Here is a 24,647-nt window from a genome sequence, read left to right on the forward strand (position 1 = left end):
CTTATGCTTCGTGCCAGATTTTTTCCCAAGGAGATCCTGTGTCGAAACTCTTCCCGATGGCGCTGCTCGCGCTGTCCGCTCCGGTATGCACGCTGCCCGCGCAGGCGGCCCCGGCCAAACCTGTCACGAATAATGCGGCCGGCAACGACGTCCTGCCCTTCAAGGCCACCGAAAAGACCCTGGCCAACGGCCTGAAGGTGATCGTGGTGCCGACCGGCTTCCCGAACCTGGTGTCGGTGACGATCCCGGTGCAAACCGGTTCGCGCAACGAAGTCGAGCCGGGCAAGTCGGGCTTCGCCCACTTCTTCGAGCACATGATGTTCCGCGGGACGAAGGCTTACCCGCCCGAGAAATACCAGGAAGTCATCACCAGGGCCGGCGCGCGCCAGAACGCCTACACCAGCGACGACCTGACGAACTACTACACCACCTTCGCCAAGGAAGACCTGGAAACCGTGCTGAAGGTGGAAGCCGACCGCTTCCAGCACCTGTCCTATCCGATCGAAGCCTTCAAGACCGAATCGCGCGCCGTGCTGGGCGAATACAACAAGAACAGCGCGAACCCGATGCAGAAGCTGTTCGAGGTGCAGCGCGACGCCGCCTTCACCACCCACACGTATAAACACACCACGATGGGCTTCCTGAAGGACATCGAGGACATGCCGAACCAGTACGAATACTCGAAGGTCTTCTTCGACCGCTGGTACCGTCCGGAACGCACCACCATCATCGTCGCCGGCGACGTCGAGCCGCAGAAGGCGATCGCCATGGTCGAGAAATATTGGGCCAAATGGCAGAAAGGCAGCTACAACGCGCCGGTGCCGGCCGAACCCGCCGCAAAAGGCGCCCTGTATCGCCACGTGCCGTGGCCAACCCCGACCCTGCCGCTGGTGACGGTCGCCTTCCGCGCCCCGGCCTTCTCGGATACGCAAAAGGACCAGGCCGCGCTGGCCATGCTGCTGTCGCTTTCCTTCGGCTCCACTTCGCCGCTGTACAAGCGCCTGGTGCAGGACGAGCAAAAGGTCGATCAATTGTTCGACTACACGCCGAACCGCGTCGACCCTTCGCTGGCCACCATCGGCGCCCGCGTGAAAAAGCCGGCCGACGCGCTGTACGTGCGCGACGCCATCCTGCAGACCATCGCCCAGCTGCGCGACACCCCGGTTACCGAGAAGGAACTGGCGGACGCGAAGTCGGCAAACAAGTATGGCTTGATCCGCTCGCTCGACAACACCGAGCAGATCGCCGCCACGCTGGCCTCCTACGTCCACTTCAACCGTTCCTTCGGCACCCTGAACCGCTATTACCGCGTGGTCGACAGCTTGAGCCCGGCCGACCTGCAGGCGGCTGCGCGCAAGTACCTGGTCGACGACAGCATGGTGATCACCACCCTGGCCCACGACGCCCTGCCCGCCGGCATCGAGGCATTGCCGAAGCTGGCCAGCCTGGCGCCCAAGGCTTCGGATGCGAAGTTCGACGTGCTGGTGCAAAAGTCGGCCCTGCCGCAGGTGCGCTTCAAGCTGCTGTTCGCGGCAGGTTCGGCGCACGACCCGAAAGGCAAGGAAGGCCTGGCGGCGCTGACCGCAGCCATGGTCTCGGAAGCCGGTTCGCGCGAGCGCAAGATCGACGAGATCACCAAGTCGCTGTTCCCGCTGGCCGGCAGCTTCTCGGACCAGGTGGATAAGGAAATGACCACCTTCAGCGGCTCGATCCACAAGGATAAATGGAACGAATTCCTGGACATCGCCCTGCCGCAGCTGATCGAGCCGGGCTTCCGCGAGGAAGACTTCCGCCGCCTGAAGGACGCGCAGAAGAATGCCCTGCTGCTCGACCTGAAGGACAACAACGAGGAAGAGTTTGGCAAGGAACGCCTGCAGGCCAATGTGTTCGCCGGCACTGGCTACGGCCATCCGGTACTCGGTACGGTGAAAGGCATCGACGCAATCACGCTCGACGACGTCAAGGCTTTCTACAAGCAGGCCTACACCGGGGGCGCGGTGCGCGTCGGCATCTCGGGCGACGTCAGCGACGCCATGACCGCCGGGCTGAAGACCGCCCTGGCGCGCCTGCCGCAGGGCGCCGGCTTGCCGGCAACGCCTGTGCCGCAGGGCCGCAAGCCGCAGGGACTGGAAGTCGAGATCATCGAGAAGAACACCCGCGCCACCGCGATTTCGTTCGGCCTGCCTTTGGCGGTGACGCGTTCGCACCCGGACTTCCCGGCCCTGTGGCTGGCCAAGACCTGGCTGGGCGAACACCGCGCCTCGAGCGCCCACCTGTACCAGCAGATCCGCGAACTGCGCGGCCTGAACTACGGCGACTATGCCTACATCGAAGCCTTCCCGGGCGGTATGTACGGCTTCTTCCCGCGTCCTAACCTCGGCCGCAAGGCGCAGTTGTTCGAGGTCTGGATCCGTCCGGTGGCGCCGCAGAATGCCCACTTCACGCTGCGCCTGGCGCTGTCGGAACTGGGCAAGATGGTCGACAATGGCATTTCGCAGGACGACTTCGAGACCACCCGCGGCTACCTGATGAAGAACGTGTTCGTGATGACCGCGACCCAGGACCAGCGCCTCGGCTACGCCCTCGATTCGCAGTGGTACAACACGCCGGAATTCACGCAGATGATGCGTGACGGCCTGTCGAAGCTGACGGCGGCCGACGTGAATGCGGCGATCAGGAAGCACCTGTCGGCGAAGAACCTGTCGGTGGTCGTGATCACCAAGGATGCGGCCGGTCTGAAAGAGGCGCTGGTGTCGGATGCCTTCTCGCCGATCAAGTACGATGCGGCCAAGCCGCAGGCCGTGCTCGACGAAGACCAGGTAATCGGCAACATGAAGCTCGGCATCAAAGCCGGGAACGTGAAGATCACCCCGGCGGCGCAGGCGTTCGCGGAGTAATCAGTTAAGCGCAGCTTAACGAAGCCGGACAAGGGTTAGCTGTGCTTAACCCAGCCGGCTGCGGTTGTGCCAAGACAAAGGGCGCCCTAGGGCGCCCTTCTTCGTTAACACCGGACCGGCACGGTAGCGACCGGCCCGGCAGCGAACGCGATTACGACGTCATGCGGTCCCAGCCATGACGCACGGCCGCCTTCATCTTGTCCCAGGTCGACACGCCGTTGTTCGGGTAGCGTGCGTCCCAGCTGCTGCGCAGGTCAGGCTCGACGTCGTCCCATGGGCGGTTGCGGTACATCTCGCTCTTGCGCATTTCCGAACCGTAGCTGTAGGCCGGTTGGTAGGTGTCGAAGTCGTCGCCGGTGGTGCTGTAGGTGGCGTTGTAGTGGTTGCGGTAGTAGGAATCGTCGTCGTCGTTCGTCATGCGATCCCAGCCATGCTTGACGGCGGCCTTGGTCTTGTCCCAGGTCGAGACGCCGTTGTCGCTCGGGTAGCGGCTGTCCCAATCGCTGCGCAGGTCGGATTCGGCGTCGTCCCACTGGCGGCCGCTGTACTTCTGGTCGCGGCGCATGTCCGAGCCGTAGCTGTAGGCCGGCTTGTAGCTGTCGTAGGAGTCGCCCGAGGCGCCGTAGCTGCTGGCATAGTGGTTGCGGTAGTAGGAATCGTCATCGTCGTTCGTCATGCGATCCCAGCCGTGCTTGACGGCGGCCTTCATCTTGGCCCAGGTCGAGCCGGCCTTGTTGCCGGCGCGGGTTGCCCAGTCGCTCGACAAATCGGTTTCGACGTCGTCCCACTGGCGGCCGCTGTACTTCCCGTTGCGCGCCATTTCCGAGCCATAGCTGTAGGCCGGCGCGTAGTCGTCGTACGAATCGCCGGTGCTGCCGTAGTTGCTGGTGAAGTGGTTGCGGTAGTAATCGTCGTCGCTCATCATGCTCGAACGGGCCGAGCCGGCGCCCAGCTGCTCGACTTCGACTTCGGTGTGGCGCACCGTGTCGTTGATCTGCTGCTGGCGTTGAGAAACTTCCTTGTTGATCGTGACTTCCTCGACCACGCGCGCCGATTTCTCGACCACGGCTTCCTCGGCCGTTTCGCGCATCTCGATCGACTGCTCCTTGAAGGCCGAGCTGTCGGTGGTGCTGATCGGTTCGTTGACCGGGCGGCGCTGGACGTTCACGTGCTCTTCGCGCAGGCCGATCGATTCGTTGACCGGGGTTTCGACGACACGCGAGAACACGCGCACGCCGCCGCGCTGGACTTCACGCTTGCCGACCTTCAGCTGTTCCTGCACCACGGGAATCGCGGCGGTATTCGTATCGCGCTGCTGCGAGCCGCTCAGCGAAGACGAGGACGAGCCGCTCAGCGAGGAGCCGGTCAGGGACGCATCCTGCATGCTGGCGGTCGATTTGGCCGAGCCTTCCAGCGACGAGCCTTGCAGCGACGAGGACGAACCGGACAGCGAGGACGAACCCGACGACGCCTTCATCGCATCCGAGCCGGCCGACGGATTGCTCGAACCCATGCTGGTCTGCAGGTTGCCGCTGCCGGTGCCGTAGCTGCCGGCGCTCAGCTGGTCATGCGAGGACATCGGTTCCTGGTAGGTGGTGCCCATCGGGTTCGGGTCGTTCAGCGATTGCTGGTTCAGCGGCAGGCGGTCGTTGTCCGACTGCAGCGACATCGATTGCGACTGCTGCAGGCCGCCCGCGCCCACGCCCATCACGCCGGCGCCCGGCGAATTCATGTCGCCCATGCCGCCGCCCAGGCCGGCGCCGCTGGCCCATTTTTCCGACTGTTCGTCGATGTCGACCGGGCCGTAGCGCTCGACGATGTCGGCGGCGCGCTCGACTTCCGGCTCGCTGTCGGTGTTCACCGTCAGCACGTGGTTGCCCTGGGCCACGGCGTTCGAGTACTTGGCGTGGTGCTCGTCGCTGTCGGCGCCGAAGATGTCGCTGAAGAAGTTCTTGATACTGGTGCCGATGCCCGGCTCGTCGTCGGTACGGGTGACGCTCGTGTCGGTCATGGAGCCGGCCGGGGTCACGCCCTTCGAGGCCATGGCCGGATCTTCGTTGCCGTGCGAGAGGCGCACGTCGGACTCCGAGAAGCCCGAGGACAGCAGTTCGTTCTTGGCGCTCACCGCGTCGTTGTGGTTGTCGAAGACAGCAATCAGGGTATGTTGCATGATCATTCCTCCAGTTATAGGGTCACTTCGTTGGCGGGGACCCGGACTCGTCGAAGCGCTCGATGCTGACCTGTTCGGCCTTCAGCACGACCGACTCCTGGTGCCGCTCCTCGCGGCGGGTCCGGGTGATGTGGAGCTCTTCCTTGATGCGCACGCGGCGCTCGACCACCAGCACTTCCTCGAGAATCGGCACGATCATCGTGTCGCCTTCGTAGCGGGTGGTGGGCGCCTCATCAGGCGCGACGATGCGGTCGACCGCGACATGCGTGATCTCCACCTCGTCGCGCCCGAGGCGCTCGTCGATGGTGACCGGCTGCTCGATCACGGTCTTGTGAATGCGGACGCCGCGCCCGGTGTCGACCGTACGGGTGCCGACCGCGAGCTGTTCCGCGACGACCGGGATCGTCAACAGATCCTGTCCTGCTGGGTCTGACGTGTTACCTGCCATTGAATCGGCTCCGTTTGGTCGCTGACGCGAGACCAGATCAGGTTACTCCAAACTGTCGGGGCCTAGCGCACCATTGACCCCAGTAAATGGATGAGGTTTTTGGGCAGTAAAACGAGCGGGGAAAAAGCCGGTGGAAACGCAGGAAGCCTGTAGGTAAAGGCGCTCTGGCGCGTGCCGGCGAGGGCCGGCAGGTCGGCGCCGGCAGCGCACGTGCCGGCGCGAAGGGGTGCAGTCCGCGTGAGCGAAACTTAACAGAAGCTTAATTAAACGGATTCTCGACCTGCTGCACGTCCGGCGGCGGCAGTTGCGCCGGTAGTTCCTGCGCTTCCATCTTGCCGACGATGTCGCCCAGCAGCGCGTGCAGGCGCCGCGCCAGTGCCAGGCCCGGCTGGTCCAGGGTCAGGTCGACGTCGCCCGAGAGCGTGATGCGGTCGAGACGGTTCTCGACCATCAGGTCGCCGATGTGCAGCACGTCGGCTTCGTTGGCGAAGGGGACGAGGGTTTTTTCACTGGTCTTTTTCTTTGCAGTCATGAGAGCTCCTGTTTATTTGATCGAGGTCGACCAGAAATCGCGGTCCTGTTTCTGCTTCTTCTGCTTGATCTTCGGCAGGCGCAGCATGCGTTCCTTCTGCTGCTGGCTGAGCGAGGGCAGGAATTCGATGCCGACGATGCGTTCCAGTTCGGCCACCGGGATCACCTGGATGTCGGCATGCGCGCGGTTCTCGGTGAACCAGGCCGCGGCCATCTTTTGGCGCGGGCTGTAGACCACCTTGTACAGGTGGCTCGGCACCAGCACGTTGCCGACCTTGCGCAGGTTATTCCCGAGGAAGGCCGGCCCGGTGATCACGTACAGCTGCCCTTCCTTCTTCGCCATCTTGCGCACTTCGCCCTCGATCGGCGCCCAGATATGGCGGTTGTGGTCGCCGTCCTGCGGCACCATGTTGGCGAGTGTGAAGCTTTCGCGCTGGCTGCGCTTGTCCGGCATGTCGCCGTTCGGCGCCAGGTGGCCGCGGTCGAAGCCGCTGCGCGCATAGTCCGACAGTTCGGCGCGCTGGTTGCGCGGCAGGCGCGACTCGGCGTGGAAGTCGTTGTCGCGCTTCATGCCCTGGGCGGCCGCGACGTTTTCGGCGCGCAGGTTTTCCGCCGACCACAGCGGCGTGCGGGTGATCCCGGAGTGCATCACGCCGAATACGCCGTAGCAGAGTTCGCGGGTGGCATTCGCCAGCTTGGGGTTGCGGATCTCGGGCGCGCGGCCGTCGACGTAATGCGAGGGACAGCCGGTGCTGGCGCCGGCGGCGCCCGCCGCGCCTGGTGCGATGAGTGCGGCAGACAGCGCCACCGCAGTGAAGATTCTGTGAAACATGTGCTCGGTTGAAAGAATGTAACGAGCCCGCATTGTAGCCGACACATCCGCCCTCACCCGCCCTGCATGGCACAGTTTCAGGACAACGACTCTGACGTGGCGCACGATTGATTGTGCATTGTCTAAGGGAATCCTCTAGAATACGCGCTCTTTTGATAACATTCCGTAACGGAAACAAATCACCGTCAATGGAAAAGGCCCCGATTCCGGAGGACCTGCGGCGCTTTGTGCTCACTAGCATTCCGTCCGTACCCTTCCTCGAAGCGCTGCTGCTGTTGCGCGCCGATCCGGCGCAGCAATGGCACAGCGACACGCTGGCCCAGCGTCTCTACGTGCGCGAGCGTACCGCCCACACCCTGCTGGAAGACTTGTGCCGCGCCGGCATGGTCGCGCCCTGCGCCGACGCCCCGGGCTGCTACCAGTACCGGCCCGGCTCGCCGCAGCTGGGCGAACGCATCGATGACCTGGCCGAGCTGTATGCCAGGCACCTGGTGGACGTCACCCATCTGATTCACTCTTCCCTCGACCGCAAGGCGCAACAATTCGCCGACGCCTTCAAACTGCGAAAGGATTCGTAAGTGGCGGAAACGATCTACATCCTGTGCATCCTGACGTCGCTCGCCTGCGCCTGGCTGCTGTTCGCCAGTTACCGGCGCACGCGCTACCGGCTGCTGTTCTGGAGCGGGTCCTGCTTTGCGGTGATGACCTTGAACAATCTGTTCCTCTTGCTCGACAAGATCGTCTTCCCCGATATCAATTTCTTGCCGGCGCGGCTGATCAGCGCCCTGGTCGCCATCGCCCTGTTGCTGTACGGGCTGATCTACGAGAAGGAATGACATGACCGAACTCTTCACCGGCGCCATCACCATGGGCTCGATCGTCATCGCCCTGTTCTTCCTGCGCTTCTGGCGCGATTCCGGCGACCGCTTCTTCCTGTATTTCGCCCTCTCCTTTTTCATCGAAGGGGTGCATCGCCTGTATTCGGCCTTGCACGACGCCGGCGGCGAGGACTCGCCCCTGCACTACCTGATCCGCCTGCTGGCCTATGGGCTGATCCTGTGGGCGATCCTGGAAAAGAACCTGCCGAAGACCAGGGCGCGCAAGTAGCGTGCGCCTGACGCGGCTGGCCTGCGTGATAATGCAGTCATGATCTTCAATGCGAATATGGAGGACACATGACGACACCAGAGCAGCAAGCCAAACCGCAAGACAAGCAGCAGACCGCGCAGCCGGGTACCGACGAATACAACCGTTCGGAAAACCTGCTGCCGGGCGAAGAAGGCGCCGAGGACGGCCGTTTCGAGGTGGCCGAGGAAGTGAACCTGGACATGGCGTCGGACGATACCCGCCGCGTGGGCCAACTGCCGGGCAGCGTCACCGAATCGCTGCCGGACACGGTGAGTACCGAGCCGGACAGCGAGGACCAGGGCAAGCCCTGAGATTGACTGAAGAGTGACAACAGCAGGAGAAAGCCTGCGCGGTGCGAGCCGTGCGGGCTTTTTTCTTAGCGCTGTCCGTGCTCGATAACTAGTGCGCAGATAAATAGCGCAATTGGCGTTTGGAAGAGTGGGCCGACCAGAATTACGAAGCCGAATTATGCCCAATGAAAGAGGTCAAGGCGCTTCCTCAAGAGTCGGCAGTCCTGGTGTGGGAGGACCTGGCTGCGGGGCAAATCGAAGCGGTCCGGCCCTACTTCCAGGCAGGTTGACTCCGGCTTGTTGAAAGGACACCCGTGCATAAACGACTTCTGGTCTGGCTGATGACATTGGCGGCCTGGCCCTGTCTGGCGGCGGAGATGGTATCGGGAGACTATGGCGTGTTCCTCGTTGGCGTCGACCGAAACGGTTACTTGACGGGTTACTTCGAGCGTTCCACAGGAAGAGGCCAGTTCAGCTGCATCTTCTTTGTCAGCGGCAAAGCCGCAGGTTCAGCTGACCGCGTGAACACCTGGTTTCCAGGCGACCGCGATCCACAAGCGGTCATCCGTGGCGTCATTGAGCCGGTGACTTCCGACCGAAAACCAGCAGTTCGCCTGACGCTCGACGAGGAGCATGGCGGTTGCTGGAACGTCCAGCGCTTCGCATCGGACCCGTCGACATTCGCGCTCACCGAGCGCGGCAGCTGGGAGGCGGTCAGGATTATCGCAGCGAAGAAGGCATATTTTCATGACGATCCGTCGCGGGCCAAGCCACGCAAGGCGTATCTCGTTACCGGTGATGCTCTACGGGTCTTTGAAACACGCGATGGTTGGGTCAGGGCTGAATATGTTGGCCCAGAAAATCGACGTACCCGTGGTTGGGTCTCGGAGCGCGACTTGTTCTCTGCCAAAAGCCCATCATGCGCGCGCGGCGCGCCCGGTTCCACGGTAACCCCGCACGCAGGCTGCTGACGAACCATCCCGGTCTCGGACCTCGCTGGCGAGCGCATCGCCTCCCTACGTCGTCACGCCCATGCGCAGGCCCTCGATGGTATGCGCCTGCACGATGTTCTCCAGGCTGTCCACCACGCGGCAGGTGATGTGCTCGCGCAGTTCCGGCGCCAGGCTGTCGTAGTAGGCGCGCGTCAGCTGCAAATCGTGCTTGTCGGCGTTGCGCGCGTCCGGCGCGTCCACGCCGAGCACGAACACCGGGCGCGAGCGGTCCGATTGATTCGCCGTGCCGCGGTGGATGGTCAGCGCCGAGCGCGCCGAGATGTCGCCCATGCGCGGCAGCTTGCGCTGGGCGCGCGCCTCGTAGCGCGGCCAGTTCTCGCGCGGCGGGAACATCGGGTCGCCGCCGCCCAGGTCGTCCCACTGGGTGCCGATCGCGATCTCGAACGGGCCCATGTCCTCTTCCACGTCCACCGTGGTGATGTTGAAGGCGAGCGAATTCAGGCGGCCCTTCAGCGTCGCCTCGGGCGAGGCGAAGTCGCGGTGCCAGGGCTGGTGCAGTGCGCCCGGGCCGGGAATGTCGAAGCCGGCTTCGACCACGCGGTAGTCCGGGCCCAGCACCGCGCGGCAGACCGCCACCACCCAGGGGTGGCCGATGATGTCGGCGAAGCCGGAAATGCGCTCCGGATGCGCCTCGACGTAATAGCGGTTGGGGCCGCGCTCGAGTGCCCCGCCCGGCCGGCGCCGCGCCTCCTCGAACAGGGTCGCGATGTCCTGGCCCAGGCGTGCCACCCAGGCGCGGTCGAAGGCGCCCTTGCAGGCGATGATGCCGTCCCCGTACAGGCCGCCCATGATGGTGGCGACGTCATGGGAATCCGGCTGCTGTGCTGCGTCTTGCATGTTGCTGTCTCCTTGTCTGTGCCCTGCCCTTCGCGCTCCCGGGCATGCGCCCATGCTACGCCCAAACACCGCACCGGCGAAGCACCGGCACGCTTTTCGGATTCACCTGTGGAAACAATGTCACAGGCCAGCCGGTGCAGCCGTGCCCCCGAACTGCCGAGCAAAAGATTGACATTCTCGCGCACCACTTTTACATTCTTATACCAAGGACAACAAAACCCGGCTGCCCATACATGAGTCCGTTCCAACCCGCATCCGCGCCCGCCGCCGTCCCACGCATGCCGCTGCCCGAGGCCGGCCGGTGAACGCGCCCGCCAGCCTGATCCTCTTCGTCTGCGAATCGGACAGGCTCGATCCGGTGGTGAACCAGGCCGGGGCCCAGCTCGGTCAATCGGTGATGCGGGCCCGGTCCGCGCACGAAGGACTGGACCTGGCGCACGCCACCGACTTCGCCTTGGTCCTGGTCGGCTACGCCGGCGACGGCCCGGGCCTGCTGCAGACGGTGGGCCTGATGCGCGCCAACCGCCGCTCCAGCCACACCCCGGTGGTGGCCCTGGACCTGCCGCCCACACCCCCTCTTCCGCTCGAACAGGTCTACGAAGCCGGCGCCATCGCCGTGCTGAACGACCCGGTCTCGCCGACCATCCTGGCTGCCAAGGCGCGCTTCTACCTCGATGCCTTCCGCACCGCGTCCGAACGGGGCCGTGCCGAGCGAGCCCTCGGCCAGGCCAGCGAACGCCTGGAATCCATCCTGGCCGCCGCCAACCTGGCGGTCTGGGAATGGGATGTCGGCGCCGACCGGGTGCGCGGCGACGCCCGCCTGGCCGCCATGTTCGGCGGCGTGCTGCCGCAGGACGCGCCGATGGCCGCCTACCTGGCGGCAGTGCACCCCGACGACCTGGCCGCCACCCGCGCCCGCCTGGAAGGCGCCTTGCGCAGCGGCGCTCCCTACGACGCCACCTTCCGCGTGCGCGCGCCGGAAGGACGCTGGCGCTGGGTCATCGCGCGCGGCCAGATCGCCGCCGGCGAGGACGGCATCCCGTACGCGGTAAGCGGCGTGGTGATCGACGCCACCCGCCAGTTCGAGGCGGAAGCCGAGCTGCGCGCCAGCGAGGAGCGCTACCGCACCCTGTTCAACGCGATGGACGAGGCGATGTGCCTGATCGAGGTGCTGTTCGACGAAGCCGGACAGCCTTGCGACTACCGCTTCGTCGAAACCAATCCCGCCTTCGACGGCCAGACCGGGTTGCAGGACGCGGCGGGACGGCGCATGCGCGAACTGGCGCCCGAGCACGAGCAGCACTGGTTCGACATCTTCGGGCGTGTGGTCGTCAGCGGCGAGCCGGCGCGCTTCGTCAACGAGGCGCGCGCCCTGGGCCGCTGATTCGACTTGTACGCGACCCGCATCGGCGAGCCGGACGCGCACCGGGTGGCGGTGCTGTTCAAGGACATCACCGAGCAGCGCCGCGGCGAGGAAGAGCTGCGCCGCCTGGCGGCCGACCTGGCCGAGGCGAACCGCCTGAAGACCGAGTTCCTGGCCACCCTCGCCCACGAGCTGCGCAACCCGCTGGCGCCGATCAGGAGCGGCGTGCAGCTGCTGCGCCGTGCCGGAGCCGACCCGGAAGCCAGCGCCCGCGTGCACGCGATCATGGACCGCCAGCTCGACCAGCTGGTGCACCTGGTCGACGACCTGCTCGACGTCGCCCGCGTGACGCGCGGCCAGGTCGAGCTGCGGCGCGAATGGATCGACCTCGGCGAGCTCCTGAGGGCGGCCGCCGACACCAGCGCGCCGCTGATCGAGGCCGCGCGCCACCGCTTCAGCCTGCGCCTGCCGGCCGAGCCGGTGACGCTGTACGGCGACCCGACGCGCCTGACCCAGGTGCTCAGCAATCTCCTGAACAACGCGGCGCGCTACACGCCACGCGGCGGCGCCATCGAACTGGCGGCTGCGGTGGATGGCGGCGAGCTTGCCATGACCGTCTCCGACAACGGCATCGGCATCGCAGAGGACGCACTCGAACGCGTGTTCCAGATGTTCACCCAGGTCGGCAGCAACGGCAGCCTCGGCGGACTCGGGATCGGCCTGTCGCTGGTGCGCAGCCTGGTGGAACTGCACGGCGGCAGCGTGCGCGCTGCCAGCCCCGGCATCGGCGCCGGCAGCGTGTTCACGGTGCGCCTGCCGCTGGCCGCCGCGCAGGCGCCCGGCGCGGCATGCGAGGCCGGACCCGCCGCTGCGCGCACGCTCGACGCGCTGCGCATCCTGGTGGTCGACGACAACCGTGACGCCGCCGACACCCTGGCGGCGCTGCTGGCGGCAATGGGACACACGACCGCGATCGCGAACGACGGCCACGAGGCGCTGCGCATGCTGCCGGGCTTCGCGCCCGGCGTGGTCTTCCTCGACCTCGGCATGCCCGGCATGTCCGGCTACGAGGTGGCGGCGGCGATCCGCAAGGACCCGCTCAACGACGGCCTGCGTCTGGTGGCCCTGACCGGCTGGGGCGGACCTGCCGACCGCGAACGCAGTGCGCAGGCCGGCTTCGACCTGCACCTGACCAAGCCGGCCACGCTCGACACGATCGAGGCCGCACTGGCCCCGCCGGCGCCGCATACGCCGGCCAAGGGCGCTACCACGCCAGCGTCAGCAGCAGGTTCGCCATCCGCGGCCAGCAAAGCTGGCTGACTTCATCGCGTCCGGCCCAGCGGAACGCGTCCATTTCGAGCGTCGGCTTGCCGGTCTTGTGGTGCGGGAACCAGCTGGTGCACACCAGCTGCGCCAGGTCGCCCAGTTCCTCGCCCGCCTCGACCCGGTACAGGTGCAGGCGCTTGTCGCGCCGGTAGGCGAATTCGCCCAGGTCGATGAAGCGTTCCGGCGCAAACGCCGCGCCGCTTTCCTCGTACAGTTCGCGTATCGCCGCTTCCAGCGTCGTTTCCCCCGGGTCCTGCATGCCTTTCGGGATGTCCCAGGCGGCGGTGTTCGTCACATGGCCGAGCAGCAGCCGGCCCTGGCCGTCGAGGACCAGGGTGCCGCAGGAGACGGTGTAGTGGCGGGTGTCTTGGCGCATGCCCATGCAGGCTCACGATTGCAAAGATGGCAATGTAGGCTCCTTCCTGCCAGGTGTCAATTGTGCGCGCTCCGCTCGCGGGGCACCGCACACTAGGCGGATGAACGTCACGCCGGAGCCCGGATGCATTTCACCTTCCTCAGGAATACCCTCGAAAGCTGGGCGTTCGCCGTCGCCATTACCCTCGGCGTGACGCTGGCCCTGTACTGGCTGCGCCGCTTCGTGCTGCACCGGATGCAGGCCCTGTCGCAGGGCACCGGCGGCATGGCCGACGGCAATGTCCATGCCTTGGTCGCCCGGATGCTGCGCAATACCTACATCGTCATCATGCTGGCGATGTCGGCCTACCTCGGCGCCCTGGTCCTGGACCTGAGCGACAAGCAGCACCTGGTCGCGTCGCGGGTGGCGATCGCCGCCCTGATCCTGCAACTGGCGATCTGGGGCGACACCCTGCTGCGCGCCTGGCGCGACCACTACCTTTCCAGAGACGGCAAGCGCGCGTCGCGCACCATCATCTGCTTCCTGAGCCGCCTGGCGCTGTGGGTGGTGGCCTTCCTGATGGTGCTGGACAATTTCGGCTTCAACATCACGGCCCTGGTGGCCAGCCTCGGCGTGGGCGGCATCGCGGTCGCGCTGGCGGTGCAGAACATCCTGGGCGACCTGTTCGCCTCGCTCTCGATCATGCTCGACAAGCCCTTCGAGATCGGCGATTTCATCATCGTTGGCGACGTGCTGGGCTCGGTCGAGCACATCGGCCTGAAGACCACGCGCCTGCGCGGCCTGGGCGGCGAGCAGGTGATCTTCTCGAACGGCGACCTGCTCAAGAGCCGCATCCACAACCACAAGCGCATGGACACCCGGCGCGTCGCCTTCGTGCTGCGCGTGGCCTATGGCAGCAGCGAGGAGCAGCTGGCGCGCATTCCGGCGCTGATCCGCGAGGTGGTGAGCGCCGATCGGCAGGCCGCCTTCGAGCGCGCCCATTTCTTCAACTACGGCGAGTGGTCGCTGAACTTCGAGGTGGTGTACCACTTCCAGAGCCCGGACTACCTCGCCCACATGGATACCCAGCAGGCCATCCTGCTCGAGATCTACCGCAGGTTCGCGCGCGAAGGGATACGGTTTGCGCATCCGTTGTCGATCGTGAAGCTGGCGGACCAGGATGGAATGCCGCCGCATCCCGTGATGGCCGCGCCGCCGGATGCGTCCTTCAAACATTGAGGGCGCGAGGGGTCGTACGGTGGGCCGGGCCGCGCTAGGCACGCCGTGCCCACGCGGTACGCACGGTCCCGGAGTCCGTTACGGTGAAATGTCGCTCGAAACGGATGCGATGAAGGCAAACCGACGATGCGGCGTGGCTTCGCTCGGCGATTCGAGCGATATCTTCCCGCAGCAGGTGCAAGGTCGCGCACGTAACCGCGTGGGCACTTCGCTGTCGAGGCCCCCAGCCTCGACAGCCCCACCGTACGGTTGCGTTCGCAGGTAACGCGCGCCGCCAGCCATTCCACCGGACGCAAAAAAGCCCGCCGGGCTTGCGCCGGGCGGGCTTCTACAAAACAGCGAATCGCTTACGCAGCCTGCACCGGCAGCGGCTCGGCGCGCTTCTCGATGACGGCTTCGATCGCCACCGGCGCCGGACGGGCCTTCTTGCCCGGCACGGCGTTGCTGATCAGTTCATGCATGCGGGCGGCGGTCTTGTCCCACGAGGTGTTGGCGACGACTTCGCGCATGCGCTTGGCCATGGTGGCGTTCTCTTCGGCCGACTGGGCCAGCATGCGCTCGCAGGCGGCGATGTACTCGGCCGGGGTCTCGGCGATCGCCACCACGTCGCCGTACGGCACCTTGACGTCGGTGATCGGGGTGCTGACGCTCGGCTTTTCGGCCGCCATGTATTCCAGCACCTTGGTCGGGCTGATGAACTTGGTCGATTCGTTCATGGCGAACGGCAGCAGGCAGACGTCCCAGCCGGCCAGGAACTGCGGCAGTTCCTGATAGCCGCGCTGGCCCATGTAGTGGACGTTGTCGGCGCGCGGCAGTTCGGCCGGATCGATCTTCACGACCGGGCCAACCAGCACGATCTGCCATTCCGGGTGGGCGGCGGCCATCTCGCGCACCAGGCCGGTGTCGAAGCGCTCGTCGATCACGCCGTAGAAGCCCAGGCGCGGACCGGCGACATGGGCCTGGTCCGGGTGCGAGATGGCGGCGTCCAGGGCCTGGCGGAAGTGGGCGGCGTCGACGCTGCTCGAGAAGCAGTGGGCGTTGGCGTGGCGGTTCTTCTTGGCTTCGTACAGGCTCGGGCCGCCGGTGAAGACCAGGTCGGCGATGTTCAGCAGCGCCGATTCGCGCTGCAGCAGCTGCTTCGGCGGGTTCTTGAAGGCGGCCAGTTCGTCCATGCAGTCGTAGACGACCAGGGCCGGGTCCAGGCCCTGCAGCAGCGGCAGCGCCATCGGGGTGTAGAACCAGACGACCGGACGTTCGCCTTCCGGCACCAGGTCGGACAGCAGGCCTTGCAGGACCGGGATCTGGTCGTCGTGGAAGCCGTAGTGCGGGACATTGGTATGCGGCTGGCACACCGTGATGTTCGGCGCGACGGCCGTTTTCTTCAGGTGTGCGGGCCCTTCGGTTTGCACCGGTTCCTCGATGAAGAGGATGTTGTAGTGTTCGGCCAGACGCGTCATCAGGTGCTGGGGACGCTGAAACACGAAATCCCAACGGAGGTGGCAAAACACGATAAGGGTCTGCATGTTGATTTCCTTTCGCCTTGGTGGCGTTTTAGTTGATCTTGGAGCCGTGTAACGGAAGGATGCGCAAAGGGCTGGCGCGGTCTGCGAGGGACGCTGTGTGGGCCGCTTTTGTTACACCGGACCGGACAATCGTAACATGCAAATTTGCCATTATTTTCAGTTATGCATCGCAACATTCGGCTTCGGCAACGGCTTTGTCCCGCCCGACCTTCCGTTCTCATAGGAGCGCCTGGTGTTGCGCTGCCTCAGCTGTAAGGAAAGTCCTACCTACATACAAGAAAAACAACTACGAAAACTCATCCATATTGCTGAGCTGCGCAATCGTGCGCGGCTTCGAAAAGCGCTGCCGAGGCGGTTTTCGCGCCGATAAGGGATGCCGCAAAAGCAGGCAGAGGCTGTAGGCCTGGAGGAAAGGAACGACCGTGCGGAAGGCACGGCCAGGCGGGTCGATACGGATGAGAATGCTGCGCCGCAGCATGGGTCGAGCACCCTGCTCCGGCGCTTGTGTCCGGCGCTTGTGTCCGGCGCTTGTCTCCGGCGCTTGTCTCCTGCGACTATTCCGGCGCTTATTCCGGCGCTTATTCCGGCGGATAGGGCTGGGCGCCCTCGGGATGCCCGTCTGCGCTGAAGCTGTCGGCGGTCGACACATCGTCGATGCCGATCGAGCCCAGGGCGTGGCACAGCTCGTCGACCTCGGCGCCGAGATCGGCCGCAAGGTCGACCGGCTTCTCCACACCGCCCCAGGGCGGGCCGCCGTCGAGCGCATACAGGTTCACGCGCAGGATGATGTGCTCGCCGCCGTCGACCGGCGCCACCACGGCGCGCACGGCATCGGGCGCCAGTTCCTTCTCCAGCAGCAAGCCGTTGATCTCGGACAGCAGGCCCAGCAGGGCCAGCTCGGCCACGCCCCCTTCCTTGGCTCCGTAGAACAGGTCCTGGTAGAGGAAGTTGATGGCCACGCGCTCGGGGTCTTGCGCCAGGCAGCGCGCCACCAGCGGCGCCACGCGCTCGGTCCATGCGCGGTAGCGGCGCATGCGTTCGGCAAAGTACACGTCGGCGCCGATTTCATCCTTCGGCACCTCGTAGAACGGGTCGCCCACCCGCTTCATCGAGAAGCCGAGCAGGAAGCGCAGTTCCATCGCCTCTTCGTCGGGGGCGAAGCGTTCGCCGCTCCAACCGCGGATGCTCGCTTCCAGCAGCGGCGCCGCCACGGGCTTCCTGCTGGTCATGCTCGCGGCCGCTTCGCGCAGCAGCTCCTGCAGGGCGCTGTAGGGAATGTGGTCGATCTCGGCCAGGTCGTAGGCGTGGCGCACCAGCGCCACCTTCGCGTCCTTGCTGTCGAGGTCGGCGGCGATGAAGCTGGCCGCCAGTTCCTCGTAGGCGGCATCTTCGGCGAAGGTTTCCGCGGCCACCAGGCCGCCGCTGCTGCGCACGAACAGCGGGATCAGGAAGGCGTCGATCTCGCGCTCCGGCTCGCCTTCCTTGCGGATGTGCAGGGTCGCGGCCTGCTCGCCGATGTGGGCGCGCAGCAGGCGGCAGGCTTCCGGATCGGTGAAGCGGGCCAGCTCGATGGCGCCGTACAGCACCTCGTCGCGCTTGCGGCGCAGCGCCTTGCGCACCGTTACCACCAGCTCTTCCTCGCGCGCGGCGGCCAGTTCCGGGTCGCCTTCCTCGCCTTCGGCCACGTCAAGCGCCAGGTCGGCCAGGGCCTGGGCCAGCGCGTCGAGATCGGGTTCGTCGGCGGAGGAATGGGAGGCTGCGCCTTTGCGCGGCGCCGGCTTCTTATTTTTCGGCATGGGCATGGATATCGGTTGATGAAGGCGCCATGGTAGCAAATCGGCGCGCCGGAGCGCGCGTTGCCTGAAGGCTGGCTATTGCGTGTAGTTGGCCCGCTCGCCGGCACGCTCGTTCGGGTGGTCGGCGCCGGCCACCCGGACCGTCGCCAGCGCCGCCAGGATGGCCTCCGGCTCGGCCGGCTTGGCGATGTGCTGGTCGAAGCCGGCTTCGCGCGCCCTGACCTTGTCCTGCAGCTGGCCGTAGCCGGTCAGCGCGATCAACATGGTGCCGGCGAACTCCGGCATCGCACGCAGGCGCCGCGCCAGCTCGTAGCCGTTCATGTCGGGCAGCCCGATGTCGAGGATGAAGGCGTCGGGGCGCTCGAAGGCGGCCCATTCGAGCGCGCTGGAGGCGTCGTAATAAGTCGATACCAGGTGGTCGCCGGCCGCTTCCAGCAGCAGCGACAGGCTGACCGCGGCGTCGATATTGTCGTCGACCAGCATGATGCGCAGGCCGTTCGTCATATCGGCCTGGGGAGCGGCCTGCGGCAGCGCCGGTTGCCGGCTCAGGGCCGGCAACTCGATCTTCAGCGGCAGCTTGACCGTGAAGATGCTGCCGCCGCCGCGTCCCGGGCTGCTGACGTCGACGCTGCCGCCGTGCAGCTGCACCAGGCTGCGCACCAGGGCCAGCCCCAGTCCCAGCCCGCCCTGGGGCCGGTCCGCCTTGCGCTCGCCCTGCGAGAACAGGTCGAACACGCGCGGCAGCAGCTCCGGCGTGATGCCCTCGCCGTCGTCGGCCACCGAGAGCGTGGCTTCGCCGCCCTCGCTGGCCAGGCTCAGCTGCACATGGCCGTGCGGCGGGGTGTACTTGGCGGAGTTGGTCAGCAGGTTGGCCACCACCTGGGTCAGGCGGGTCTGGTCGGCGCGCACCAGCACCGGCTGCGGCGGCAGGCGCAGTTCCAGGCGGTGGTGGCATTCCTCCATCAGCGGGCGCGTCTGCTCGACCGCGCGCTCGACCACGCCGCGCAGGTCGACGTCTTCCAGGTTCAGGCTGACCAGCCCGCGCGTGACCCGCGAGACGTCGAGCATGTCGCCCAGCAGGCGGTTCATGTGCTCGATCTGGCGGCCGATGACGTCGGCGGCGTAGCGGGCGCGGTGCACGTCCAGGCCCGGCATCTTGAGCAGCTGGGCGGCGGTGCCGATCGGTGCCAGCGGATTGCGCAGCTCGTGGCCGAGCATGGCCAGGAACTGGTCCTTGGCGCGGTTTTCCTCTTCCGCGGTCTGGCGCGCGTGCTGGGCGCGCTCGAGCATCAGCTGGCGTTCGTTGCCGGCCTGCTCGCGGAAGGCCTGGGCACGCCGCAGTTCATCCCCTGCATGGCGCAGGGCCTCGAACAGGTGCTCGATCTCGACGATGCGCGAGCTGCCCGGCTCCGGCCTGGCGCCGTTCGCCAGCGCCGAGGCCGCGTCGACAGCCTGGCGCAGCGCACGCGCGTGCACGCGCCCGAACCAGGTGGCAAGCAGCGCCGCGCAGCCCAGCGCCGCCAGCAGGCCGCCGCCCGCCATCTGCCAGGCGCCGCGCTCGCGCGCCGCGATCAGCTCGGCCGGCGCCGCCACCGCCACGGTCCAGCCGGAGGCGCCGGCGTGCACGAAGGCGGTATTGGCCGGTTCGCCGCGCCGCATCGGCAGGGTCAGCATGCCGTGTTCGGCCGATGCGGCCGCGCTGGTCAGCGCCGGGTTGACCGCCTGCCCGACCAGCTCGACCGAGCCGAGATTCGATGCGATCAGCTTGCCCTTGCGGTCGACCAGGTCGACCTGCCAGTCGGCCGGGATGCCGCCCGCGCCCAGGTGGCGCCGGAAGTGTTCGTTGCTGAAGCCGGCGGCCAGGGCATAACGCCGTCCGCCGCTGGAGACAGGCAGCGCCAGGTAGGTCATCAGGCGCCCGCTGACCCGCCCCGTCACCAGGTCGGTGGCCAGGGCGCGCTGCTGGCTGAAGAGGACGGCGATGTTCGGGTGGCTGGGGTCGGTCGGCAGCACGGTGCCGGCCGGGGCCACGGTATTCACCAGCTGGCGCCCCTGCTCGTCGAGCAGGACGATCCAGCTCGAACTGCCGTGCGGCGCGTTCACCGCTTCCTCGCGGAAGGCGGCCAGGTCGCCGGCGGCCAGGGCCTTCGATGCCGCCAGCGCGCGCAGGTGCACTTCGGCGTCGTCGAGTTCGTCGTCGACCAGCATGGCCACGCGCTGGGCGCTCTGGGCCACCCCGTCGAGGGCGGCGCCGGTTTCGGCTTGCTGCAGCTGGCGCAGCGTCAGTCCGGCGAAGACGACGACCGGAATCATGATTGCTGCGGCCATCAGGTACAGGTAGGCACGGATTCGCATCGCGGGCTCACAGGCGGACGGCCGTCGACATGACAGCCAGCAAATCGATGATACCAATGCTGCAACATAAATCAAGGAAAGAATATTTACACGGCATTACCGCGCAACGGGGTGGGCGCAATCGACAGCTTTATGGGCTTTTCGGCAAGCTTGCTGACGGGGCGGCGTGCGCCGGTGTATGCTTCGCTCATCCATCCAACGACCCACTTTTTACTCCGGAGCGCAGCCGTTCATGCTCAATCACTTTTTCAAACTCAAGGAAAGCGGCACCGACGTCCGCACCGAGCTGCTCGCCGGCCTGACGACTTTCCTGACGATGGCCTACATCATCTTCGTCAACCCCTCGATCCTGGGCGACGCCGGCATGCCGAAGGAGTCGGTGTTCGTCGCCACCTGCATCGTCGCCGCCCTCGGCACCGCCGTCATGGGCCTGTACGCCAACTACCCGATCGGCATGGCGCCCGGCATGGGCCTGAACGCCTACTTCGCCTACGCCGTAGTGCTGGGCATGGGCGTGGCCTGGCCGGCGGCGCTGGGCGCCGTGTTCATCTCGGGCTGCCTGTTCATCCTGGTCTCGGTGTTCGGGCTGCGCGGCATGATCGTCAACGGCATCCCGCATTCGCTGCGGGTGGCGATCACCGTCGGCCTGGGCATGTTCCTGGCCCTGATCGCGCTGAAGAACGCCGGCATCGTGGTCGGCAGCGAGCCGACCCTGGTGAAGGCCGGCGACCTGCACGCGCCGCCGGCGGTGATGGCCATCATCGGCTTCATCCTGATCGTCACCCTCGACCGCCTGAAGGTGCGCGGCGCGATCCTGATCGGCATCATCGTGGTCACGGTACTGAGCTTCTTCTTCGGCGGGAATACCTTCAAGGGCATCTTCTCGGCGCCGCCGTCGATCGATCCGACCCTGTTCAAGCTGGACATTCCGGGCGCACTGTCGGTCGGTATTTTGAACGTGGTATTGGTGTTCTTCCTGGTCGAGCTGTTCGACGCCACCGGCACCCTGATGGGCGTGGCCAGCCGCGCCGGCCTGCTGGTCGAGGGCAAGATGGAACGTTTGAACAAGGCCCTGCTGGCCGACAGCGGCGCGATCGTCGCCGGCTCGGTGCTGGGCACCTCCAGCACCACCGCCTACATCGAAAGCGCGGCCGGGGTCCAGGCCGGCGGGCGCACCGGCCTGACGGCGCTGGCCGTGGCGGTGCTGTTCCTGGCCTGCCTGTTCATCGCGCCGCTGGCCGGCGTGGTGCCGGCCTACGCCACCGCCCCTGCCCTCCTTTTTGTGGCCTGCCTGATGCTGCGCGACCTCGGCGACATCGAATGGGGCGACACCACCGAGAGCATCCCGGCGGCGATCACCGCGCTGGTGATCCCCTTCACCTACTCGATCGCGGAAGGCATCGCCTTCGGCTTCATCACCTATGCGGCGCTGAAGCTGACCACCGGCCGCGCGCGCGACGTGAAACCCATCGTCTGGATCATTGCCGCACTATTCATTTTCAAGATCGTCTATATCGGAACATGAACGTGCTCCCGCGGCGCCTACGGCTGAGTCGTTTATCTGCCGCACAAGCGCCGCGGCCGCGATTTCCGGCTGACCGGAAGGCGTGCACGTGCTGCTTCTGGGATACAATGTGGGCCGAGCCCCACTGCCGCACGACGTGCACCGGCGCTCCTTCCCGCGAACGAATGAACGACCGGCGTGCAGCGGCCCCCGGGCCGCCGCAGCCGTGCACAACGCAACGATGCTTATGAAATCTCTTCCCCTGTACGCGCTGGCCCTGCTGGCCTGCGCACACGGCGCCGCAGCCGCCGCCGGCGGCGCTGCCGACGAGCTCCCGACCATCGGCAACATCCACAGCGGCCTGACCGTCGCCCGCCCGGAGACCATTCCCGAAGGCGGCTGGTTCACCTCGGCCGAGCTGGGCGCGATCAGCACCACCGGCAACACCACCGGCACCTCGGTCACCGGCAAGATCGACGCCCGTCACGAGACGGCCGACTGGAGCAACGAATACATCCTGAGCGGCTTCTTCAAGGAAGACGAGATCACCGACGACGACGGCGAGCGTTATCGCCAGCGTTCGGCCGAGCGCTGGGCCCTGTCGGCCAAGGCCGCCTACAAGCTGATGAAGGAAGGCTCGCGCGCCTTTGCGCTGGCCTCGCACGTGAACGACAAGTTCGGCGCCTACACGCGCTATACCTCGTTCGCGGTCGGTCACGGCTCGCAGCTGTTCAATACCGACACCAAGGCGCTCGATGTGGAAATCGGTCCGGGTTATTTCACCGGCCAGCGCGAGACCGGCGACACCGAGAACGGCTTCACCGTACGCGGCGCGGCCCGCTTCCGCTGGCAGGTCAGCCCGTCGGCGGCGTTCGTCCAGACCGTGAGCGTGGAGCGCGGCACCTCGAACGTGCACTCGATCGCGGAATCGTCGCTGAGCACCAAGATCAACGACACCATGCAGATGAAGGCCGCCTTCAGCGCCCGCAACGACACCAACGTCCCCGAGGACAAGAAGAACACGGATACGCAGACCTCGCTGACGCTGGTGTATTCGTTCTAACCGCTTCCCCGGCCGGCACGCGTTCGACTTCCGTAGGGTGGACTCCCGAGTCCACGCGGTACCGCCCGGGCATATCGGCATGCGGTTCACAGCCTGCTAAGCATGCATGCGACGACGTTCGCAAGCGTTGCGGTGTTCCATGGCACGACCGCGTGGACTCGGGAGTCCACCCTACGAGCGTGTGAAAAAATCGCCATGGCTGCGTTGCCTCGTCTCGCCGTACATTCGTACTGTCTTCGACTCGGCGCCGGTGGGCCGTATCCCTTGCCCTGACAATTTTTTCACACGCTCTACGAATTTCAACGGCGCCGTTCAGCACGGCGCCGCCTCCCTTACTCAGCCACCGCTTTTTCGCGCACGTGCTCGCGCGCCTTGCCCGAGGTGAGGATCAGCGCCACCAGGCTCAGCAGCGCTGCGGCCGACAGGTACCAGCCCACCGATGCGATCCCGTACTCGGTCGCCAGCTTGGTGGCGATGTAGGGCGCCAGCGATGCGCCCAGGATGCCCGCCAGGTTGAAGGTCAGCGAGGCGCCGGTGTAGCGCACCGCCGGCGGGAACAGCTCGGCCAGCAGCGTGCCGAGCGGGCCGTAGGTCAGTCCCATCAGGCCCAGGCCGATGATCATGAACAGCATCACGGTGCCCATGTGGCCGGACACGAACAGCTGGCCGAAGGTGAGGCCGAAGAGCGTGATCCCGAGCGTCACCGCGATCATCGCCGCGCGCCGGCCGAAGCGGTCGGCGATCAGCGCCGACGGCGGGATCGTCAGGCCGAAGAACACCACCGCGCCCAACTGCATGAACAGGAAGTCGGTGCGCGAGAAGCCCAGCGCGGTCGTGCCCCAGCTCAGCGCGAACACCGTCATCAGGTAGAACAGCACGAAGGTCGACAGCGCCATCAGCGTGCCCAGCACCAGCGGGCCGCCATGGTCGCGCAGCACGGCGACGACCGGCACCTTCACGCGCTCGCCGCGGTCCAGCACCTTCTGGAAGTCGGGCGTCTCGGTGATTTTCAAACGCACGTACAGGCCGACGGCCACCAAGATCGCGCTGGCCAGGAAGGGCACGCGCCAGCCCCAGGCGAAGAACTGGTCTTCGCTCAGGGTTTGGGTGAGCAGCAGGAAGGTGCCGCCCGACAGGAAGAAGCCGATCGGCGCGCCCAGCTGCGGGAACATGCCATACCAGGCGCGCTTGCCCGGCGGCGCGTTCTCGGTGGCGAGCAGCACCGCCCCGCCCCATTCGCCGCCCAGGCCCAGGCCCTGGCCGAAGCGGCACAAGGCCAGCAGCAGCGGCGCCAGGGTGCCGATGGTGGCGTAGGTCGGCAAGAGGCCGATCACGATGGTCGAGACGCCCATGGTCAGCAGGGCCGCGACCAGCGTGGCCTTGCGGCCGATGCGGTCGCCGTAGTGGCCGAACACGGCCGAGCCGATCGGCCGCGCGAAGAAGGCGATGGCGAAGGTGGCGAAGGACTGCAGCATGGCCGCGGTCGGGTCCGAGCCCGGGAAGAACAGCTTCGGGAAGACCAGCACCGCCGCCGTGGCGTAGATGTAGAAGTCGAAGAATTCGATGGTGGTGCCGATCAGGCTGGCGAACAATACCGTGCGCGCGCGGTTCTTCGGCGCGGTCATGGATTGCCCGCCTTGGCCAGGGCTGCACGCACTTCGTCGGCGTCAAGCGGACGGGTCACCCGCGCGACTTCCACGCCGTCCTTCATGACCACCACGGTCGGCCACAGCTTGATGCGGAACGAGCGTCCCAGCGCACGGCCCGGGCCATCCTCGACCTTGATGTGTTTGGCCTGGGGGTAGTCCTGCAATGCCTGCTCGATCAGCGGCTCGCCGGCGCGGCAATAGCCGCACCAGTTGGTGCCGAAGTCGACGGCGGTGATGCCGGAGGCCGCATCGATCGCGCTGCGCTCCGGCTGGGTTGCTTCATAGGTCATACGTTGGCTCCTCCATGGTGTTTTATGTAATAAGCCTA

At 66.2% G+C, this 24,647-nt stretch carries 22 protein-coding genes; 11 read left to right on the forward strand and 11 right to left on the reverse strand.

The window, feature by feature from the left end:
* Positions 1 to 38 precede the first annotated feature (38 nt).
* Positions 39 to 2,897 carry a pitrilysin family protein gene (locus QPK31_RS13640; RefSeq protein ID WP_290423474.1) on the forward strand — a complete coding sequence of 953 codons (2,859 nt, stop codon included), beginning with the start codon at positions 39 to 41 and terminating at the stop codon, positions 2,895 to 2,897.
* Positions 2,898 to 3,048: 151 nt separating this feature from the next.
* On the opposite strand, the gene QPK31_RS13645 is transcribed toward QPK31_RS13640, so the two are convergent.
* The 4 genes from QPK31_RS13645 to QPK31_RS13660 form a co-directional block, all read right to left on the reverse strand.
* Complete coding sequence (locus tag QPK31_RS13645) at positions 3,049 to 5,067, reverse strand: YsnF/AvaK domain-containing protein (RefSeq protein WP_290423475.1); 2,019 nt, start codon at positions 5,065 to 5,067, stop codon at positions 3,049 to 3,051.
* Positions 5,068 to 5,089: 22 nt separating this feature from the next.
* Entirely contained in the window at positions 5,090 to 5,476 is a 387-nt protein-coding gene (locus tag QPK31_RS13650) for a YsnF/AvaK domain-containing protein (RefSeq protein WP_290423476.1), read from the reverse strand.
* Positions 5,477 to 5,774: 298 nt separating this feature from the next.
* Positions 5,775 to 6,047, reverse strand: coding sequence for a hypothetical protein (locus QPK31_RS13655; RefSeq protein ID WP_290423477.1), 273 nt, complete (start codon positions 6,045 to 6,047; stop codon positions 5,775 to 5,777).
* Positions 6,048 to 6,059: 12 nt separating this feature from the next.
* Positions 6,060 to 6,878 carry a DNA/RNA non-specific endonuclease gene (locus tag QPK31_RS13660; RefSeq protein ID WP_290423478.1) on the reverse strand — a complete coding sequence of 273 codons (819 nt, stop codon included), beginning with the start codon at positions 6,876 to 6,878 and terminating at the stop codon, positions 6,060 to 6,062.
* Positions 6,879 to 7,066: 188 nt separating this feature from the next.
* Here QPK31_RS13660 and QPK31_RS13665 point away from each other — a divergent pair, with 188 nt between their 5' ends.
* The 5 genes from QPK31_RS13665 to QPK31_RS13685 all read left to right on the forward strand — a co-directional run bounded on the left by QPK31_RS13665 (position 7,067) and on the right by QPK31_RS13685 (position 9,267).
* Positions 7,067 to 7,456: a hypothetical protein gene (locus tag QPK31_RS13665; RefSeq protein ID WP_290423479.1), complete on the forward strand. Its 390-nt coding sequence runs from the start codon at positions 7,067 to 7,069 to the stop codon at positions 7,454 to 7,456.
* Complete coding sequence (locus tag QPK31_RS13670) at positions 7,457 to 7,714, forward strand: DUF5985 family protein (protein WP_290423480.1); 258 nt, start codon at positions 7,457 to 7,459, stop codon at positions 7,712 to 7,714.
* 1 nt (position 7,715) lies between these two features.
* Positions 7,716 to 7,985, forward strand: coding sequence for a DUF5985 family protein (locus QPK31_RS13675; protein WP_290423481.1), 270 nt, complete (start codon positions 7,716 to 7,718; stop codon positions 7,983 to 7,985).
* 68 nt (positions 7,986 to 8,053) lie between these two features.
* On the forward strand, positions 8,054 to 8,317 hold the full coding sequence (locus QPK31_RS13680; protein ID WP_290423482.1) for a hypothetical protein: 264 nt from the start codon (positions 8,054 to 8,056) through the stop codon (positions 8,315 to 8,317).
* Between the two features lie 293 nt (positions 8,318 to 8,610).
* Positions 8,611 to 9,267, forward strand: a complete 657-nt coding sequence (locus tag QPK31_RS13685) for a hypothetical protein (protein WP_290423483.1) — start codon at positions 8,611 to 8,613, stop codon at positions 9,265 to 9,267.
* A gap of 45 nt (positions 9,268 to 9,312) precedes the next feature.
* On the opposite strand, the gene QPK31_RS13690 is transcribed toward QPK31_RS13685, so the two are convergent.
* Positions 9,313 to 10,146: a phytanoyl-CoA dioxygenase family protein gene (locus QPK31_RS13690; RefSeq protein ID WP_290423484.1), complete on the reverse strand. Its 834-nt coding sequence runs from the start codon at positions 10,144 to 10,146 to the stop codon at positions 9,313 to 9,315.
* A 301-nt stretch (positions 10,147 to 10,447) separates the two neighbouring features.
* Between QPK31_RS13690 and QPK31_RS26240 the strand changes: the two genes are divergently transcribed.
* Complete coding sequence (locus tag QPK31_RS26240) at positions 10,448 to 11,530, forward strand: PAS domain-containing protein (protein ID WP_290423485.1); 1,083 nt, start codon at positions 10,448 to 10,450, stop codon at positions 11,528 to 11,530.
* A 6-nt stretch (positions 11,531 to 11,536) separates the two neighbouring features.
* Complete coding sequence (locus QPK31_RS13700; RefSeq protein WP_290423486.1) at positions 11,537 to 12,829, forward strand: hybrid sensor histidine kinase/response regulator; 1,293 nt, start codon at positions 11,537 to 11,539, stop codon at positions 12,827 to 12,829.
* Here the strand turns inward: QPK31_RS13700 and QPK31_RS13705 are convergent.
* Positions 12,774 to 13,211, reverse strand: coding sequence for an NUDIX hydrolase (locus QPK31_RS13705; protein ID WP_290423487.1), 438 nt, complete (start codon positions 13,209 to 13,211; stop codon positions 12,774 to 12,776). The two genes, QPK31_RS13700 and QPK31_RS13705, sit on opposite strands and share 56 nt — an antisense overlap.
* 123 nt (positions 13,212 to 13,334) lie before the next feature.
* Here QPK31_RS13705 and QPK31_RS13710 point away from each other — a divergent pair, with 123 nt between their 5' ends.
* The gene (locus QPK31_RS13710; protein WP_290423488.1) at positions 13,335 to 14,429 is read left to right on the forward strand and encodes a mechanosensitive ion channel family protein; all 1,095 of its coding nucleotides are present in this window, start codon (positions 13,335 to 13,337) and stop codon (positions 14,427 to 14,429) included.
* A 347-nt stretch (positions 14,430 to 14,776) separates the two neighbouring features.
* Here QPK31_RS13710 and QPK31_RS13715 read toward each other — a convergent pair whose 3' ends face one another.
* From QPK31_RS13715 to QPK31_RS13725, 3 genes are all read right to left on the reverse strand, one after another.
* On the reverse strand, positions 14,777 to 15,952 hold the full coding sequence (locus QPK31_RS13715; RefSeq protein ID WP_290423489.1) for a glycosyltransferase: 1,176 nt from the start codon (positions 15,950 to 15,952) through the stop codon (positions 14,777 to 14,779).
* Between the two features lie 578 nt (positions 15,953 to 16,530).
* Entirely contained in the window at positions 16,531 to 17,748 is a 1,218-nt protein-coding gene (locus QPK31_RS13720; protein ID WP_290423490.1) for a hypothetical protein, read from the reverse strand.
* 75 nt (positions 17,749 to 17,823) lie between these two features.
* Positions 17,824 to 20,103 (reverse strand): ATP-binding protein, encoded by a 2,280-nt coding sequence (locus QPK31_RS13725; protein WP_290423491.1) that lies wholly within the window; start codon positions 20,101 to 20,103, stop codon positions 17,824 to 17,826.
* Between the two features lie 232 nt (positions 20,104 to 20,335).
* On the opposite strand from QPK31_RS13725, the gene QPK31_RS13730 reads away from it, so the two are divergent.
* Positions 20,336 to 21,628 (forward strand): NCS2 family permease, encoded by a 1,293-nt coding sequence (locus QPK31_RS13730; RefSeq protein WP_290423492.1) that lies wholly within the window; start codon positions 20,336 to 20,338, stop codon positions 21,626 to 21,628.
* Positions 21,629 to 21,854: 226 nt separating this feature from the next.
* Positions 21,855 to 22,670 carry a DUF481 domain-containing protein gene (locus QPK31_RS13735; protein ID WP_308633770.1) on the forward strand — a complete coding sequence of 272 codons (816 nt, stop codon included), beginning with the start codon at positions 21,855 to 21,857 and terminating at the stop codon, positions 22,668 to 22,670.
* Between the two features lie 332 nt (positions 22,671 to 23,002).
* On the opposite strand, the gene QPK31_RS13740 is transcribed toward QPK31_RS13735, so the two are convergent.
* Together QPK31_RS13740 and QPK31_RS13745 are read right to left on the reverse strand one after the other, a co-directional pair.
* On the reverse strand, positions 23,003 to 24,295 hold the full coding sequence (locus tag QPK31_RS13740) for an MFS transporter (RefSeq protein WP_290423494.1): 1,293 nt from the start codon (positions 24,293 to 24,295) through the stop codon (positions 23,003 to 23,005).
* Positions 24,292 to 24,609, reverse strand: a complete 318-nt coding sequence (locus tag QPK31_RS13745; RefSeq protein WP_290423495.1) for a thioredoxin family protein — start codon at positions 24,607 to 24,609, stop codon at positions 24,292 to 24,294. The genes QPK31_RS13740 and QPK31_RS13745 overlap by 4 nt, the downstream gene beginning before the upstream one ends.
* Positions 24,610 to 24,647 lie beyond the last annotated feature (38 nt).

Source organism: Massilia sp. YIM B02769 (genome assembly GCF_030411995.1).
Classification (GTDB): domain Bacteria; phylum Pseudomonadota; class Gammaproteobacteria; order Burkholderiales; family Burkholderiaceae_D; genus Telluria.

Excerpts from the sequence above, each read along its gene's own strand:
- QPK31_RS13645 (WP_290423475.1), bottom strand. The coding sequence starts at position 5,067 with ATGCAACATACCCTGATTGCTGTCTTCGACAACCACAACGACGCGGTG.
- QPK31_RS13655 (WP_290423477.1), bottom strand. The coding sequence starts at position 6,047 with ATGACTGCAAAGAAAAAGACCAGTGAAAAAACCCTCGTCCCCTTCGCC.
- QPK31_RS13660 (WP_290423478.1), bottom strand. The coding sequence starts at position 6,878 with ATGTTTCACAGAATCTTCACTGCGGTGGCGCTGTCTGCCGCACTCATC.
- QPK31_RS13665 (WP_290423479.1), top strand. The coding sequence starts at position 7,067 with ATGGAAAAGGCCCCGATTCCGGAGGACCTGCGGCGCTTTGTGCTCACT.
- QPK31_RS13675 (WP_290423481.1), top strand. The coding sequence starts at position 7,716 with ATGACCGAACTCTTCACCGGCGCCATCACCATGGGCTCGATCGTCATC.
- QPK31_RS13680 (WP_290423482.1), top strand. The coding sequence starts at position 8,054 with ATGACGACACCAGAGCAGCAAGCCAAACCGCAAGACAAGCAGCAGACC.
- QPK31_RS13690 (WP_290423484.1), bottom strand. The coding sequence starts at position 10,146 with ATGCAAGACGCAGCACAGCAGCCGGATTCCCATGACGTCGCCACCATC.
- QPK31_RS13705 (WP_290423487.1), bottom strand. The coding sequence starts at position 13,211 with ATGCGCCAAGACACCCGCCACTACACCGTCTCCTGCGGCACCCTGGTC.
- QPK31_RS13710 (WP_290423488.1), top strand. The coding sequence starts at position 13,335 with ATGCATTTCACCTTCCTCAGGAATACCCTCGAAAGCTGGGCGTTCGCC.
- QPK31_RS13715 (WP_290423489.1), bottom strand. The coding sequence starts at position 15,952 with ATGCAGACCCTTATCGTGTTTTGCCACCTCCGTTGGGATTTCGTGTTT.
- QPK31_RS13720 (WP_290423490.1), bottom strand. The coding sequence starts at position 17,748 with ATGCCGAAAAATAAGAAGCCGGCGCCGCGCAAAGGCGCAGCCTCCCAT.
- QPK31_RS13725 (WP_290423491.1), bottom strand. The coding sequence starts at position 20,103 with ATGCGAATCCGTGCCTACCTGTACCTGATGGCCGCAGCAATCATGATT.
- QPK31_RS13730 (WP_290423492.1), top strand. The coding sequence starts at position 20,336 with ATGCTCAATCACTTTTTCAAACTCAAGGAAAGCGGCACCGACGTCCGC.
- QPK31_RS13735 (WP_308633770.1), top strand. The coding sequence starts at position 21,855 with ATGAAATCTCTTCCCCTGTACGCGCTGGCCCTGCTGGCCTGCGCACAC.
- QPK31_RS13740 (WP_290423494.1), bottom strand. The coding sequence starts at position 24,295 with ATGACCGCGCCGAAGAACCGCGCGCGCACGGTATTGTTCGCCAGCCTG.
- QPK31_RS13745 (WP_290423495.1), bottom strand. The coding sequence starts at position 24,609 with ATGACCTATGAAGCAACCCAGCCGGAGCGCAGCGCGATCGATGCGGCC.